The 15768-nt window shown below is 35.9% G+C and carries 18 protein-coding genes; 2 read left to right on the top strand and 16 right to left on the bottom strand.

Features of this window, described 5'->3' with window-relative positions; genetic code table 11:
- Window positions 1-101 precede the first annotated feature (101 nt).
- Complete coding sequence (locus tag ABH959_RS17405; RefSeq protein ID WP_113935807.1) at window positions 102-827, bottom strand: NAD-dependent protein deacylase; 726 nt, start codon at window positions 825-827, stop codon at window positions 102-104.
- A 393-nt stretch (window positions 828-1220) separates the two neighbouring features.
- Here ABH959_RS17405 and ABH959_RS17400 point away from each other — a divergent pair, with 393 nt between their 5' ends.
- On the top strand, window positions 1221-2708 hold the full coding sequence (locus ABH959_RS17400) for a peptide MFS transporter (protein WP_113935808.1): 1488 nt from the start codon (window positions 1221-1223) through the stop codon (window positions 2706-2708).
- Between the two features lie 486 nt (window positions 2709-3194).
- On the opposite strand, the gene pcp is transcribed toward ABH959_RS17400, so the two are convergent.
- The 9 genes from pcp to ABH959_RS17355 all read right to left on the bottom strand — a co-directional run bounded on the left by pcp (window position 3195) and on the right by ABH959_RS17355 (window position 10215).
- Window positions 3195-3842, bottom strand: a complete 648-nt coding sequence (pcp, locus tag ABH959_RS17395; RefSeq protein WP_113935809.1) for a pyroglutamyl-peptidase I — start codon at window positions 3840-3842, stop codon at window positions 3195-3197.
- 16 nt (window positions 3843-3858) lie between these two features.
- Window positions 3859-4821 carry a DUF979 domain-containing protein gene (locus tag ABH959_RS17390; RefSeq protein WP_113935810.1) on the bottom strand — a complete coding sequence of 321 codons (963 nt, stop codon included), beginning with the start codon at window positions 4819-4821 and terminating at the stop codon, window positions 3859-3861.
- Between the two features lies 1 nt (window position 4822).
- On the bottom strand, window positions 4823-5518 hold the full coding sequence (locus ABH959_RS17385; RefSeq protein WP_113935811.1) for a DUF969 domain-containing protein: 696 nt from the start codon (window positions 5516-5518) through the stop codon (window positions 4823-4825).
- Between the two features lie 47 nt (window positions 5519-5565).
- Window positions 5566-6327: a 5-oxoprolinase subunit PxpA gene (gene pxpA / locus ABH959_RS17380; RefSeq protein ID WP_113935812.1), complete on the bottom strand. Its 762-nt coding sequence runs from the start codon at window positions 6325-6327 to the stop codon at window positions 5566-5568.
- Window positions 6328-6344: 17 nt separating this feature from the next.
- Window positions 6345-7334, bottom strand: a complete 990-nt coding sequence (locus tag ABH959_RS17375) for a 5-oxoprolinase subunit C family protein (protein WP_113935813.1) — start codon at window positions 7332-7334, stop codon at window positions 6345-6347.
- Complete coding sequence (pxpB, locus tag ABH959_RS17370) at window positions 7325-8038, bottom strand: 5-oxoprolinase subunit PxpB (protein WP_404492974.1); 714 nt, start codon at window positions 8036-8038, stop codon at window positions 7325-7327. Before pxpB ends, ABH959_RS17375 begins: the two co-directional genes overlap by 10 nt.
- A gap of 14 nt (window positions 8039-8052) precedes the next feature.
- Window positions 8053-8805, bottom strand: a complete 753-nt coding sequence (locus ABH959_RS17365; protein ID WP_404492973.1) for an IclR family transcriptional regulator — start codon at window positions 8803-8805, stop codon at window positions 8053-8055.
- A gap of 157 nt (window positions 8806-8962) precedes the next feature.
- Entirely contained in the window at window positions 8963-9514 is a 552-nt protein-coding gene (gene lepB, locus ABH959_RS17360; protein ID WP_002084707.1) for a signal peptidase I, read from the bottom strand.
- Window positions 9515-9537: 23 nt separating this feature from the next.
- Window positions 9538-10215 (bottom strand): copper homeostasis protein CutC, encoded by a 678-nt coding sequence (locus ABH959_RS17355; protein WP_113935816.1) that lies wholly within the window; start codon window positions 10213-10215, stop codon window positions 9538-9540.
- 187 nt (window positions 10216-10402) lie between these two features.
- Here ABH959_RS17355 and ABH959_RS17350 point away from each other — a divergent pair, with 187 nt between their 5' ends.
- Window positions 10403-10873: a hypothetical protein gene (locus ABH959_RS17350; RefSeq protein WP_113935817.1), complete on the top strand. Its 471-nt coding sequence runs from the start codon at window positions 10403-10405 to the stop codon at window positions 10871-10873.
- 182 nt (window positions 10874-11055) lie between these two features.
- On the opposite strand, the gene ABH959_RS17345 is transcribed toward ABH959_RS17350, so the two are convergent.
- The 6 genes from ABH959_RS17345 to ABH959_RS17320 all read right to left on the bottom strand — a co-directional run bounded on the left by ABH959_RS17345 (window position 11056) and on the right by ABH959_RS17320 (window position 15430).
- Window positions 11056-12204, bottom strand: coding sequence for an acyl-CoA dehydrogenase family protein (locus tag ABH959_RS17345; protein ID WP_404492972.1), 1149 nt, complete (start codon window positions 12202-12204; stop codon window positions 11056-11058).
- 154 nt (window positions 12205-12358) lie between these two features.
- Window positions 12359-12991, bottom strand: coding sequence for a YdcF family protein (locus ABH959_RS17340; protein WP_113935819.1), 633 nt, complete (start codon window positions 12989-12991; stop codon window positions 12359-12361).
- Window positions 12992-13323: 332 nt separating this feature from the next.
- A complete protein-coding gene (locus ABH959_RS17335; RefSeq protein ID WP_113935820.1) occupies window positions 13324-13911 on the bottom strand; it encodes a GNAT family N-acetyltransferase in 588 nt (195 codons plus the stop codon).
- Window positions 13912-14069: 158 nt separating this feature from the next.
- A complete protein-coding gene (locus ABH959_RS17330) occupies window positions 14070-14450 on the bottom strand; it encodes a VOC family protein (protein ID WP_002033018.1) in 381 nt (126 codons plus the stop codon).
- Between the two features lie 90 nt (window positions 14451-14540).
- Window positions 14541-15056: an SRPBCC family protein gene (locus ABH959_RS17325; RefSeq protein ID WP_113935821.1), complete on the bottom strand. Its 516-nt coding sequence runs from the start codon at window positions 15054-15056 to the stop codon at window positions 14541-14543.
- 29 nt (window positions 15057-15085) lie between these two features.
- Window positions 15086-15430, bottom strand: coding sequence for an ArsR/SmtB family transcription factor (locus tag ABH959_RS17320; protein WP_012261209.1), 345 nt, complete (start codon window positions 15428-15430; stop codon window positions 15086-15088).
- Between the last annotated feature and the right edge of the window lie 338 nt (window positions 15431-15768).

Below are 15768 nucleotides of genomic sequence, written 5' to 3'. Positions count from 1 at the left end.
TTTATTACCATTCCCCTTATACGCAATAACATGAATATAATTCATACAAAAAAAACTGAGGTAGACATCATTCACCTCAGTTTCTTTACGAAAACAAAAACTTATTTAATCGAAGATAACCCTTTGGCAAATTCACCAATCTTATTTTGAAAAACAAAATCAAAATTGTATTCTTGCCCTGTTAACTCTTCATTTACTAAAATTGTTGTTGCGCCTACTTCTCTCTTTGCGATTTCTGGGAATGAAGCGACAGGTTGCACTTTTAATGACGTTCCCATTACGAGAAGTACATTTGTTTCATATAAACGTTTTATCGCATTTTGATATTGTGGTAACGTATCTCCGTATAAAACAACATCTGGGTTTAGAATGAAATTACACTTCCCGCAACGCGGTACTTCATGATCAATCATATATTGTAAATCATATCCCGTTTTACACTTCGGACAATGCGCAGTTTGAAGTGTTCCATGTAAATCAATTACATGTTTACTACCACCTACTTGATGCAAACCATCAATATTTTGCGTTAAAATCGTTATGTCTTTCCCTTGTTCTTCTAGCTCCGCTAAAAAGCGATGCCCGCGATTTGGTTTATATTGATGAAACGTATTAATTTGAAAGATTTCTTTATAATGCTTCCAAAACTCTTTCGGATTTCTATTATAATAGCCTCTCGACAAATACATCTCTACATTCGCATCAGCATATAATCCATTTGCTGAGCGAAAATCAGGGATTCCACTTTCTGTGCTTGCACCAGCACCTGTTAACACTGTAATTTTCTTTGCTTTTTCTAATATCGAACGTACTTCCTCATATTGCACAAAAATCACCTCTATGTATATTCCTATACTTATTATACCAGTTGTTTACAGTAGGTGTTGTACAATTCATTTTACTTACTTCATTGCATGAATTAACCCCCAACTTTTTTGGGTGTAATTAAAGTTTCAAAGATAACTACTGTTCAATTAAGTCAACAATATACGTAGCATTCTTAGTAGCTAAAGCACTCTCACAATCAATTCTGGATTGTTTAGAGGTAGATTCAGTGAAAGGTGTGTCTAATGAGCAAATGACGATTTTTCAATTCATTTAGAAAGCAGCCAGAAGGCTGCTTTTCTTCATGGATGGGCTTAGATAGTTATGGACTACTGGGAGCCCCTTAAGTTATACTTGTATAATATAAAAAATTAACAAGGGGTAATATTAACATTATGAAAGAAAAAAACGAACTTGTTCAAAGTATTCCTCAAACAGGATTTTTTGGGCATCCAAAAGGATTATTCTCTTTATTCTTCACTGAGTTTTGGGAAAGGTTTTCTCATTACGGAATGAGAGCTATTTTACTGTATTATATGTACTATTCAGTCGCAAAAGGTGGATTAGGAATTGAACAATCTACCGCAACCTCGATAATGGCAATTTACGGTTCCTTACTGTTCATGTCTAGTATTATCGGTGGATGGATATCGGATCGTTTATTTGGTCCAAGTAAAACCGTATTCTTTGGTGGCGTTTTAATTATGATTGGCCATCTTATTTTAGCTTTACCGGGTAGTAAAAGTGCATTATTTATCTCTATGGTCTTCTTAGTTCTAGGAACAGGGTTGTTAAAGCCTAACATATCGAATATCGTAGGAAGTTTATACAGTGAAACAGATGCGCGTCGTGACTCAGGGTTCAGTATATTCTACATGGGTATTAACTTAGGTGCCTTACTTGCACCTTTAGTTGTCGGAACATTAGGTCAGCAATATAATTTCCACCTTGGTTTTGGAGTTGCGGCAATTGGTATGGCAATTGGGTTAGGGGTATTTGTTGGAACAAAACAGAAAAACCTTGGTCTAGTCGGTACGCAAGTACCTAATCCATTATCAGATTCGGAAAGAAAAAAGACTATTAAGTATTTCAGTTTTGGTCTGGTTGTATTAACATTGCTAGGTGTGGTTACAATTCCAACTGGGTTGTTAACTATAAATCGTTTTACATTCCTGATTAGTATCTTAGGGATTGTTATTCCAACCTATTATTTCATTTATATGTATCGTAGTCCTAAAACAACAAAAGTAGAGCAATCTCGTCTTCTTGCGTATATACCACTCTTTATTGCAGCTACAATATTTTGGTCTATACAAGAACAAGGTGCTATTATCTTAGCGACATACGCGGATCAACGAACTCAATTACAGTTCAATGGAATTACATTGCATTCCGCTTGGTTCCAATCATTAAGTCCAATCTTTATCGTAACGCTTGCCCCGATTTTTGCATGGGTTTGGATAAAGTTAGGCAAGAAGCAGCCTTCAACGGCAAAAAAATTCGCTATTGGATTGCTATTCGCAGGTTTATCATTCTTAGTTATGATTATTCCGGCTTTAATCAACGGTACTCACTCTTTAGTGAATCCTATGTGGTTAGTCCTTAGCTTCTTTTTAATTGTAATTGGAGAAGTTTGTTTATCTCCTTCAGGGTTATCAATAACGACGAAGCTGGCTCCAGCTGCTTTCTCTTCGCAAACCATGAGCTTATGGTTCTTATCAACTGCGTCTGCGCAAGCAATAAATGCCCAAGTTGTTAAACTGTATAATCCTGCAACAGAAGCAATTTACTTTGGTATTATTGGTGCTATCTCCATTTTAGTTAGCATCCTGCTGTTTACATTATCATCAAAAATCCAAAATTTCATGAAGGGACTTCAATAACGGTCTCTTATTGAAATGAACAAATACAAGTTTCTATGTGAAGAGTAGCCAAATGGGTTACTCTTTTTTGTAAAAGTTAGATAAATATCGCATTCTTACCGTACTTATATTTAAATTTATCAGTTTTGAAAAATCATAGTACAATTAACAATTCTGATGATTATCTCTTACCCAGTTATACTTTACTAATGGAAAAAAATTCACTCTGTTTGTTTTACATAAAAATGGTGTGATATTTTTATCACACCATTTTAAAATCATTACTTTGTATGTCTTTGAGTTTATCAGAACTTAACTTTTTATCCATTCATATAGACGAAAATTCGACATCATTAAGAAACTATTTAAAAAGTTTCCTTTTATTTGAAACAATTCCGTATATGTTAGACTGCCCTATTACAACAATCTCCCTCTTTGTATTCTATACTACATCTTCATACAAAAACAAAAAGAGGGCTGCATCAGCCCTCTTTAATCTACTATTATTTAATGCGTCGTACCCCCAATTTCCACAATATCCACCTCAACTTCCATCGCTACCTCAATTGCCAATTCTATACCTTTACTAATAGTAGAAAGTGACATACTCGGTTGACCTGGATAATTGCTCGCTTGCTTTGGTAAGAACGGAATATGAATAAATCCACCTTTTATTTTCTTATCATGTTTCTCTAGTTCGTGCATGAGACCATAGAATAAATGATTACAAACGAATGTACCTGCCGTTTGTGAAACAGATGATGGTATACCTTCTTCACGAAGTTTTTTCACGATTGCTTTCATCGGAAGTGTAGACCAATACGCATTAGGTCCTTCTTCTACAACCGGCATATCCACCGGCTGATTTCCTTCATTATCAGCAATTCTTGCATCATCAATATTAATTGCTACACGCTCTATCGTAATATCTGGTCTGCCCCCAGCTTGTCCAATACATATAATCATTTCAGGCGACAACTCTTCTATATACTCTTTTAATACTCTTATTGATTTATGAAATACGGTTGGAACCTGTTTACTAATAATCTTGTACTCTCCGATTGTTTTTTCATGCAAACTTTTTGCGACTTCCCAAGCTGGGTTGATACTTTCTCCCCCGAACGGATCAAATCCTGTTACTAATACTGTTTTCATAGTTTCACTCTCCTAATTAGAAACGATATACAAGGCCGTACATAATAAACATATTGATAATAAAAATGGAAAGAGCAATTGGTACTTGTGCTTTAATGACTGCATTTTTATCTTTCAATTCTAAAAGCATCGCAGGTACGATATTAAAGTTTGCTGCCATTGGAGTAAGCAGCGTTCCGCAATATCCAGCAAACATACCTAGTGCTGCCATAATTGCTGGGTTTCCTCCGTGCATTTGCACAATTAAAGGTAAGCCAATTCCTCCAGTAATTACGGCAAATGCTGCGAATGCATTCCCCATTACGACTGTAAATAGCATCATTCCTAAACAATACGCCATAACAGCAACGAATGGATACTCTGTCGGTAACACTTGTCCGACTAATTCCGAAACGACTTGCCCTACGCCAGACTTCGCGAAAATACCACCAAGTGCAGCTAACATTTGTGGTAAAATAACTGCCCAACCGACAGCCTGTAGTAACCTACTTCCTTCTTGAACAGGCGTTGTTATTTTGGATTTCGTAATACGCATCGCCGCAACGAATGCGAGTAATGCTCCTAACGCTAATGCAACTAATGTTACTTTATCAGGATCAACAAGTGCGACATTTCCCCATTTAATTTTCCCTAACGTTAACGTACCGATTATCGTAAAAATAGGAATTAATAGTGCAGGCATGAAAATTTTATTCTTTAATTTCTCTGCATGTTTCACACGTTCTTGTACTGGTACTTCTTTCTCCTTGGATTTTGTTACTTTATTTAATGAAGCTAAAACGACCATAGCGAGCACAATACAACCAACGTAAAACGAAGGGATTACATTTCCGAATATAAATGTAACTGCAAACAATGCCCAAAATAAACTAGAACCGAATCGGTTTGGATGTTCACGATCAAATGCAATACGAACAGCGATAAATGCAACGATGATACCTAATACATAATAAATTGTATCCATTGTTATGATGTTCATCTTATATAGCCTCCTTCTCTTGGTTTTCTTCTGCCTTCATTGTTTTCTCTATATACTTATCAAACCTTCTAAACCTAATCCAGCTCACAATCAGTGCCGATATCGCAGTTGGAATGCCCCAAAGCGCCATATCCCATACACCGACATGCATACCTACTGAATCGAAGAATCCTTTCATTAATAAAATGGCACCAGTTGCAATGAAAATATCTTCTCCGAAAAACCAAGCTGTGTTTTCCGCAGCTGCTGCGTTTGCTTTAATCTTTTCTCTTAATTTATCAGGGAGTTTACCATATTTACCTTGCGCAGCCCCTTCTGCCATCGGTGCAACGAGCGGTCTCACTGTTTGCGCATGACCTCCAATATTCAGTCCAAGTGCTGCTGATGATTCTCTTATCGTAAAATATGACATTAATACTTTTCCAGTTGTTGCTCCTTTTGATTTCGTTATAAGTGCTTCTGCTCTTTCTTTTAAACCATAACGCTCTAAAATTCCGATTACCGGTAAAGTTAATATGATTGGCATAGACATATATCTGTTTTCTATGAAAAATTTACCGAACATGCTGATCACATCATAAAAGCTTAAGCCTGAAACCATACCAGTAACAATCCCCGCAACCATTACTACTAACAGTGTATTTAGCCTAAATAAAAACCCAACCGCAACAAGTAAAATCCCAATTAATTTTATCAATTTTAGCACTTCCCCTCATTTTTAATCCCGCTAATTAAAGTTTCACTTTATTTCGGTGCACAAATAGAAATACCGTTAAGTTCGAATGTTCTGTATATTACACCCGCAAATTGGACTGCTTTCTCTCCGTCCCCGTGTAAACATATCGTTTGCGCTTGAACTGCTACTTTCTCCCCATTGACCGATTCTACATACCCTTCTTTCACCATTTGAAGTACTTGTTTTATTGCTTCATCTTCATTTTTTATAAGAGCATTTTCTTCTGTACGGCTCGTTAAAGTTCCATCCTGCTTATACGTGCGATCAGCAAAAGCTTCTTGTACGAGAGTTATATTATATTTTTCTGTTGCCTTTATAAATGCCTCACTATTCGCTAATCCGTAAAGTAATAGTCCAGGGTTAATATGATAAATTGCCTTTGCGATTGCATCCGCAATTTCCGAATCCGTTGCTGCCATATTATATAAGGCACCGTGCGGTTTTACATGTTGCATTTTCCCTCCAGCAGCTTTAACAAATCCGTCTAATGCGCCAATTTGATACAAAACATAATCGTATACTTCACTTGCTGAAACGTGCATGTTCCTTCTCCCAAATCCAATTAAATCAGGAAATCCAGGATGTGCCCCTATTGCTACGTTATGCTGCAGAGCTTTTTCAACCGTTTGCCGCATAACGGCCGGATCACCAGCATGAAAACCACAAGCAACGTTTATAGAGGAAACGAACGGAAGAATTTCATCATCATTCCCCATTTTATAAGCTCCAAAACTTTCTCCTAAATCACAGTTTAAATCGATTGTAGTCACGATGTTTCCTCCTAATCTCAGCTTCGTAAAGCGATAAATTTCTTTAATAGACTCATACTTGTTTCCTGCTTTATATATAATTGTGCAGCGTCTTCCATAGTTATTTTTTCAAAAGTTACATAGTCTCCTGGTTTCAGCTGCGCTAGAAGAGGTAAATCTACTGAAATTACATTTCCAATTCTCGGATAACCACCTGTCGTTTGTCTATCCGCCATTAATATAATAGGTTGTCCACCATTCGGTACTTGAATTGTTCCAAATGTAACGGGGCTCGATAAAATTTCTATCTCTTCAACTCTATTTAAAACCTCTCCGTCAAGCCTATATCCCATGCGATCAGCATAATTGGACACTTTATATTCTTTCGAAAAAAACGACTTTATACTTTCTTCTGTAAATTGATCATATTCAAAGTCTGTTATGACGCGAAGAATAGGATGCTTCTTATATTTTGGTAAAGCATTGTTACAAATTTCCCACTTCGTTTTTATACGCTTTTCTTCTTGTAAATTTTGAATGAAACGACTTGCAACTTCTGCCCCTGTACCAATTTGAAAATAATCTCCTTTTTTCAGCATTCTCCCTTCAATACCGCCAAGAGCAGCACGTATGTAAGTACTTTTACTTCCCATCGTATGATCAATATTTATACCGCCCGCAAAAGTCACATATGCTCTGCAACCACTCTTTGCTTTTCCGAGACAAAGCATGCTTCCTTCTTCAGCTAATATGGGACGCCATAATGGAATACGTTCTCCATTTAATAACGGTTCCATATCCGCACCGCCAATCGCAAGCAATGTCGTTTTCTTTATTAACATTTTAGGTCCCATTATTGTAATTTCGAGTCCAGCTTCATTCTCTTCATTACCTACTAACATATTAATCATCCTGAGCGCATTTTTATCCATTGCCCCGCCAACAGGTACACCGTATTGTTGATAATGAGATCGCCCTAAATCTTGGACTGTTGTAAACATTCCTGCATGCAAAATCTCTACATCCATTCTTTAGCCCCCTCAAGCGATACGTACTCTCCTTTTGTTATTGGTATAAATCGTAAATACATACCACTTTGAATATATGTTGGTGTTTCTTCTTTTGGATTAAATAGAGAAATAGGTGTTCGGCCGATAATATTCCAGCCTCCTGGTGTTTCAAGCGGATAAATACCCGTTTGATTTCCACCAATCCCTACTGAACCAGGAGCGATTTGTAACCGTGGTGTTTCTTTTCTAGGTGTTTCTAGTTCTTTTGATAATCCCCCTAAATAAGGGAAGCCAGGCGTAAAACCTAACATATACACGAAATATGTTGTTTCACTATGTATTCGAATAACATCCTCTACTTGTAAGCCTTGATAATGCGCAACCTCTTCTAAATCAGGTCCATACTCTCCCCCGTAACACACTGGTATAGAAATATATTTCACATCTCGGTTCACTTCTTCTTTATATGAATCACATAGCTCCCTTATATACTGGCAAACGTAATCATATGGCCTTATATTTCTATCATTTTCCTTCCATACCTCGTACAAATTGTAGTAAACCGCTAATGAAGTAAACGACGGAACGCATTCAACCATTCCTACAAATGGATGCCGCCTTAGCGCTTGAAATAATCGTTGCACTTTTTCGTATATATCCATCCCAATTTCTTCACCAAATGTAACAATAATTGCTTGATCCCCTAACGCAGAAAATTTCATCTCACTCCCTCTTTCTATGCCAAAAAGCCAAGTTCTTTCGAAATACGATTCGCTGTTTCTTTCACTTTCGCAGTAAAATATGAAATGTTACTTTCGCTATACTCAATTGCCAATCCCGAAATACTAATACCTGCTACAACCGTTCCATCATTCGCAAAAATCGGAGCTGCTATAGCCGCTGTATGATTTTCTAATTCAGAATAGCTAATTGTGTATCCAGCTTGTTTTGCCATATGTAACACTTCTAGTAAATGCTCCTTATTCACAATCGTTCCATCTGCAAACTGCTTTAAATCAGTTTCCTCTACGTACTTTCTTTTCACTTCCTCAGAAAAATACGATAGTAAAATTCTCGGACATGCACCCGCATAAAGCGGTGCTCTTCTTCCAACCGCCGTATAAACACGTACTGGCTGAGCTCCTTCCATCTTCTCAACATAAATTGCATCATTACCATCTTGAATAATTAAATTTACTGCTTGCCCTAAACTATCTCTAAGCTCTTTCATATAAGGAATTGCAATATTTCTTACGGATAATCGTTGCGAAACAAGTTGACCGAATCGTAAAAAAACGACTCCGAGACGATACTTGCCCTTTTCTGTTTTTTGTAAAAAGTCCATTTCTTCTAACGAGCCAATTAAACGATAAACAGATGTTTTCGGCATGCTCGTAAGCTGAACCATCTCTGTTAAACCTAGCTCCTCATGCTCATAAAACAACTCTAAAATATCCATTGTCTTAACTGCCGTTTTATTTATACTCATCCTATCTCCTTCTTGTTCCGAATTTCGGAACTTCAATTCCGTTTTTCGAAACAAAGATATAATTTAAAATTATAAAATATTCTTTCAATTCTATCAATATATTTTTCACAAACAAAAAAAGTATGGAAGAATATTTCTCCCATACTTTTGCTTTACTTTATAACGCTCTCACTTGTTTCAATGGCCAGAAAACAGCTTGTCCTTTTCCGACAATTTCATCTTCTGAAATAAATCCAAACATACGACCGTCTTTAGATACTTCACGATTATCTCCTAAAACAAACACTTGGCCCTCTGGCACTTTCGTTTTCCCTGTGATTTGTTCTAACGTAAAATCAGGAGTTAATACACGACCTGACGCCTTTTCTTTAAATTCTTTTAAATACGGTTCTTCCATCGCTTTTCCGTTTACATATAAAACATCATCTTTATACTCAACTGTATCACCTGGTAAACCAATTACTCGTTTTACTAAATCGTACCCTTCTTTTCCGTGGAAGACGATAACGTCAAAACGATCTAACCCGCTTATACTATAACCAATCTTATTCACGAGAACTCGCTCATTATTTTCTAAAGTTGGCATCATCGATTCACCTTGTACTAATGACGGCGTAAATAGCACCCCACGAACGATAAAGGCAATCGCAAGTGTAATACCTATCGTCTTAATCCATGAGATCAATTCTTTCTTCGTATTTGTCTTCATCGTCTCTCCTCTTTCTTACATACTTACTTTATTATTTCAACTAACTCTTGTACTAAATTTAGGTCAATTTCAGAAAAACATGACTTACCTTCTCTAACCGCTGTACCTACATGCGCCTGCGTAATTCCAGTTTCATCTAGCAATTGTTTTACATTCTTTTTCGTTACTCCGCTTCCGACAACAAGCTGTATATTCCCTTCACTTTCTTTTTGCATTGCTGCAAGAACCGGAATATTATCTACTACATTTCCTTGTCCGCCTGAAGTTAAAACGTGAGTAACTTTATTGAATTTCTTCAAAACTTTCATCGCTTCTACTGGATTTTCTGTATCATCTATCGCACGGTGATACGTTACATTTATTCCATCTACAACAGATAATAAATCTACTAATTTCTCTTCATCAACTTCATTTTGTTCATTTAACACACCTAATACAACACCAGCAGCTCCAAGATTTTGAGCAACTACAATATCTTCTTTCATCATTTCAATTTCTTCTTCCGTATATGTAAAAGACTTTGCATGCGGACGAATCATAACATGAACTGGTATTTGCACTGCATCTACTGCTTTTTTTATAAAAGCATAGCTCGGTGTTAAACCACCTTCTGTATATGATGAAATGAGTTCAATTCGATTTCCACCAGCCTTTTCAATTCGCTTCACATCTTCTAAACAAGTTGCAATAACCTCTAGCATGAGATAACCTCTTTTCGTGCTTTTTTCTTATTATACAGTAGGTGAAATAAGAAGCATAGTATTCCACTATAAAACTACAAAAAGAAGAATGAAAAGAAAGATTTATTGAATTGATAATAAATATCATATATGTTATGTTTTTCTTAAAATTACACATTCTTATATTCTTATAAAAGGAGATAAATATATGTTTCTTACAAAAAAACGGTTCGTTATCTCTAGTTCATTTATTGTAATTGCATCACTTTGCGCGATTACTTTATTAACAAAGCAAAATACAAAACTAGATTCCTCACTTTCAAGTATAGAAACAGAAACGATTACCCTTTCATCAAGCAATAAAGAAGAAACTCAAACCTTTCGTTCATCTTCATTTAATAACTCAACTGTATTCAGAGGCGATACTGGTACAGGCTTTGACTTTAGTGGCCAAGGTGACTTACATATTACAATTAAAAATACTAGTACAAACAGTTTTACCTATTCAATTAAATTCAAAGAAGATCGTTTAGTCAAACACACGTTACAGCCAAATGAAAGTGAATCCTTTCCTTTACGTTCACTCATCGCCAATCCTTTACCAGGTGAGTATTCATTATTTGCACATAATCAAGACGGTTCTGAAAGTAGTATGAATCTTGAAGTACAGCCACAATAGAACAAAATAAAAAGGCTATCCTCTTATCAAAAGAATAGCCTTTTTATTTTGTAAAACGAGAATTCCCTCTTCTTTGAACAATGACATAATACATGGAATTATATAAGCGATTCAACATAGAATACCGATTCACCGACAACGAAAAGCCTGTTCCTGAACGGAACAGACTTTATATTTCTTCATTACGACCGAAACGCCGCATCCGCCAGCATAGACAGTGTTACATCATCCATCGGCGGATTGTGTAGTCCTGCTCTTACGTTTAAATAATAACGATGAAGCGGATTTTTTTCTGATAAACTTTTCGCCCCGACAATACGCATTGCTTTATCTACAATAGATATCGCCGCGTTCGTTACAATATATTTTGCAGCTGCTAGTTCGGCTTGCAATGATAATTTATCTTCTGCCTCATCGTATTTTTTCGCAATTTGATATAAAAAGACACGAGCTTGCATAAGCTCAAGTTCTAATTCTCCAACTAACCTTCTAACATTCGGTAATAAACTTATAGAATGATTTAAACTGTTTGGCTTGTATGATACCGCAAACTGAATTGCATAATTTCTTGCTGATTGTGCAATTCCTAAATAACATGCTGGTATATGTAGCAACCAGCCAATACCCTTAGCTTTAACTTTTGAACCCTTTATATCAGTGAAAAAGCGATCTGGTATCTCTACATTTTGTAAAACGAGATCATGGCTCGCAGTTCCTCGCATTGCGATGCTATCCCACGTTTCTTCAATTGTCACGCCTTGCGTATTCTTTGGAATGACAAACTCTCCGATATCTTCCTGGCCTTCAATACTTGCTGAAATGATAAAATAATCAAGTACTGGTGCCATTGTCGTAAACGTTTTTCTTCCATTTATAATCCACTTCTCACCTTTTTTGACAGCTAACGTCTCTGGTTTCCCGCCGCGCGTAGGACTACCTGTATTCGGCTCTGTCGCTGCTCGATTAAAAAGCGCACCATTACGTACTTCTTCACAAAACCAAGTGAACATTTCCTCATTCCAAGAACGATTTTCAGCCAATTCCTTTACAATGCCAAGGTGCCATCCAATCGATAATGCGGTAGCACCGCAGCCTTCTGCTATTTTCTCTTGAAATAAAACGAAGTCATATAAAGAAATCGCATTGCCTCCCCATTCTTTTGGCAACGTTAATTTCGTATATCCGATATCTTTCAAATTATTAATATTTTCATACGGAAATGATCCTAATTCACTTAGTTGATTCTCCCTTTCCATGAACTTCGGAATCAATTTATTTATTTTCTCAATAACTAAAGATTGTTCTTCTGTTTCAACAAATGAGAGTGCCATACATAATCTCCTTTATGTCCGATTCAAAAACCGTTCATTTTGTCATTATGATTATATGAAGTTACTTCTCTATTGTTTCACTATTCCGATAAAAATACAATGCTTTTGAACAATAAGAAAAGTTCCTATAAAAAGGATAGGTTCTTTTCTTATATTAATCCCCTTTCAATGCCTTTAATGGCAAAGAGGTTACATATCCAATATACGAGCATAATTCTTTAAAAAAGAATGGAATCTCTGTATCTAACGTTTTATACGCTGACGTTGGAGTTGGTGATGCATACGCTTCAATTTTAATATGTTTTGCAATTCTCATCGCACGTTTCATATGAAGTGGATCACTTACAATCGTATATGTGCGTATTCCGTTCTCTATTCCAACTTGCTTTGCATTCTTTAAATTATCCTCTGTGAAAAGGGATTTTGTTTCAATTAAAATATCCTCTTCTTTTACACCATGTTTCATTGCATACACTCTAGCAGTACGAGCTTCTTCAAGCTCTGCCTCAAACTTTGTACCACCTGTGAAAATAATCTTTTTAATATTACCGTTCTTATATAATGAAATTGCATGATTAATTCTTTCTTTAAATACAGGAGATGGTTTTCCGTTCCATGAAGCTGCTCCCAGCACGATACCAGCATCTGTCTTCACACCATCATCTGTTTTAAAGCGATAACTCCAAATATCGTAAGCTGCATAACTTACATATAAAATAATAGAACAAATCATAAGCAAGAATACTTGCAAGATTCTTCTTTTCTTACTTTTCTTATTTTCTTTCATTTATAACTGCCTCCGTACATCATCCATACTTCTATATAAAAACGTATATATCAAATCATTTTGTTTGAATTTGTTTAAAAGAAGGAATTTTTCTTATCATATATATGCATTAAAGGGTTTTCATTTAAAATTGAGGATTATCAATTCATTTTTCGTTTGCGGTTTTCATTACATTTATGTAATTTATAAGTTTATTACCATACAACTACATTGTAACGAATTTTTTATCATAATGGAATGATGAAACAAAAGTAAATAAAAGAAGTAACTGTTTTGTAAGAAAAAAGGTATATTTTTCAACTAGACGATCAATACACCTTTCTTAATATGAATTATCGTTTTTCTTTATATGAATCTAATTTTTCTAATAACCTTTCCTTTACAGCTGGCCATTCATTTGCAATAACACTATATACAACTGCATCTCTAACATGCCCACTCGGTAATTTCCTTTCGTTTCTAAGTACACCCTCTTTTACTGCGCCGAGTCTTTCAATTGCTCTTTGTGCTTTTTCATTTCGTGCATCCGTCTTAATTTGTACTCTCCGCATATACAATTTTTCAAAAGCATATTGTAATAACATATACTTACATTCTGTATTCATACTCGTACGCTGTACACTCGGGTCATACCACGTTTGCCCTAATTCCACTGTCTTATCTTCAACTGAAATGTTATATAAGCGTGTACTCCCTACTATTTCATTTGTCTTTTGATCCACAACAACAAATGGCAAATCCTTCCCTGCCCCATATGCTTTTATCGCCTTTTGAACATATTGCTGCATATCTTGAACAGTATCCATTTTAGAGATTAAATACGCCCAAATATCTCGATTTCCTTCCACAATTGAAAACATTTTTTCGACATCATTGCTATCCATTAACCGTAACTTTGCTCTTTCGTGAATCATTTCCATTTGTAAGCCCCCTTTGTTGTAACTATATCATACTCTATCAATGTTATATTGTTATATAATAACATAAAAATGTTTTATATTGAGGAATAAAATATATCTTTAAAATAAAAAATGCGATGCCTTTATTCAAGCATCGCACTCATAAATTGAATTGAAATTTACTTCTTTTCCATTACCGCAAAATAATTATTTTCGCTATCTGCAAAATTAAATATTCTACCTGAAGGCATATTTACAATTTCTCCAACTGTAACGTTTTTGTTTACTAAATCACTATATAAACGATCGAATTCTTTTGAGAAGAACATTAAAGAAGGTGTACCAAGATTTAACTCCGGCTGCATTTTAGCAATTAGCTCCTTATTATGGAGAATAATACTTGTTTCAGCTTCTTTAGTTGGAGCAATTTCAATCCATCGCATTCCTTGACCGTTATCTTCCTCTGAAATTACAATAAATCCTACTTTTTCTGTCCAGAATTCCTTCACTTCATCTTGGTTATTTACATACAACATGATTTGACCAACATTATTAATCATTTATTTTAACGCTCCTTTATAAACAATTTTTATTAAACTCCATACACTTACACCTAATTATCACCGAAAATAAAGTTGCGGTACAAAAATCTATTTCAGCGACTCCAATCGCTCGTTCAAACGATCCCAAGTTTCGGTGATACCTTGTAGCATGCCCATGTCCATAACGGTCTTAAGGGCTGCTTCGGAAACATATTCAGCACGGTTTATTAGCTTTGTCTTTCCACCTAAATCGATGAATTCCAATGTCATCTCGGTTGACGGCATAGAATCATTTACATTGCCTTCAGCATCCGAAAAGTAATCGGTGTAGACAATTTTCTCTGGCTCAATAATTTCTTTATAAACTGCTTTCCCCCATGATTCCATACCAAAAAATTGCCCCAGGTTCTGATCGACACACTTCATACAGTAATGCCAAACGCCTCCCGGACGGAAGTCGACAGTGCATGCTGGAATTTCCCAGCCCCTTGGTCCCCACCAGTGTTTCAAATGCTCTGCTTCTTTAAACATACTGAATACAAGATCACGTGGTGCATCGAAAACACGCTCCAGTACTAATACTCGATCGTTCTCTACTCTTGATACCATTGTATTGTTTGACATGTTAATTCCTCCTTAAATATGAACTGATTTTATAACTTTTCCTTTTTTTGCAATTCCTTCAAATACTCATCTAAATTATCGAATCTCTCTTCCATCACACGCTTAAATGACTGCACCCAACAATCAAGTGCTTGGAAAGGCTCAGGTCGGAGCTTGTAAATCCGGCGATTAGCTTCAGCCTGCACTTCCACAATCCCTGTATCGCTTAACACTTTTAAATGTTTCGAAGTTTGTGGTTGCCTTAATCCCAAATGTTCGGCGATTTCCCCAACGGTTAAGGGACCGTCACGCAAGAGTTCAACGATATTCATACGATTCGGTTCAGATAAAGCGCTCAACGTCGTCATATTCACGCCCGGAATTTTCCCCGACATATCACTCACCTCGTTAAGTGATGGTCTCCGGTTATAACACATCAATATCATCACTAATATTATTTTCCTGTTGAATCGATTATAACCAAAGAGGAATATTCCCGTCAAGGAATATTCTAAAACTAAAGTAATACCACATCGTTACTTAATAATACGAATGGATTAAAAACATTTCACAAACCTATGTTTTACGATAAAGTGGTGCTTTAGTCAGTGGGTTTTGGAACGATTTTCGCGAAGGCTTTGTTTTTATTTGGTCCAAGAAATCTTTAACACTTTTAATACTATTTAACGCTACAGTATTTTTTGTCATCTTTTTATTTGATAGTTTAGGTCTT

The organism is Bacillus sp. RC51, from assembly GCF_044908115.1.
GTDB lineage: Bacteria > Bacillota > Bacilli > Bacillales > Bacillaceae_G > Bacillus_A > Bacillus_A mycoides.
This window is presented reverse-complemented; position numbering and strand designations above follow the sequence as displayed.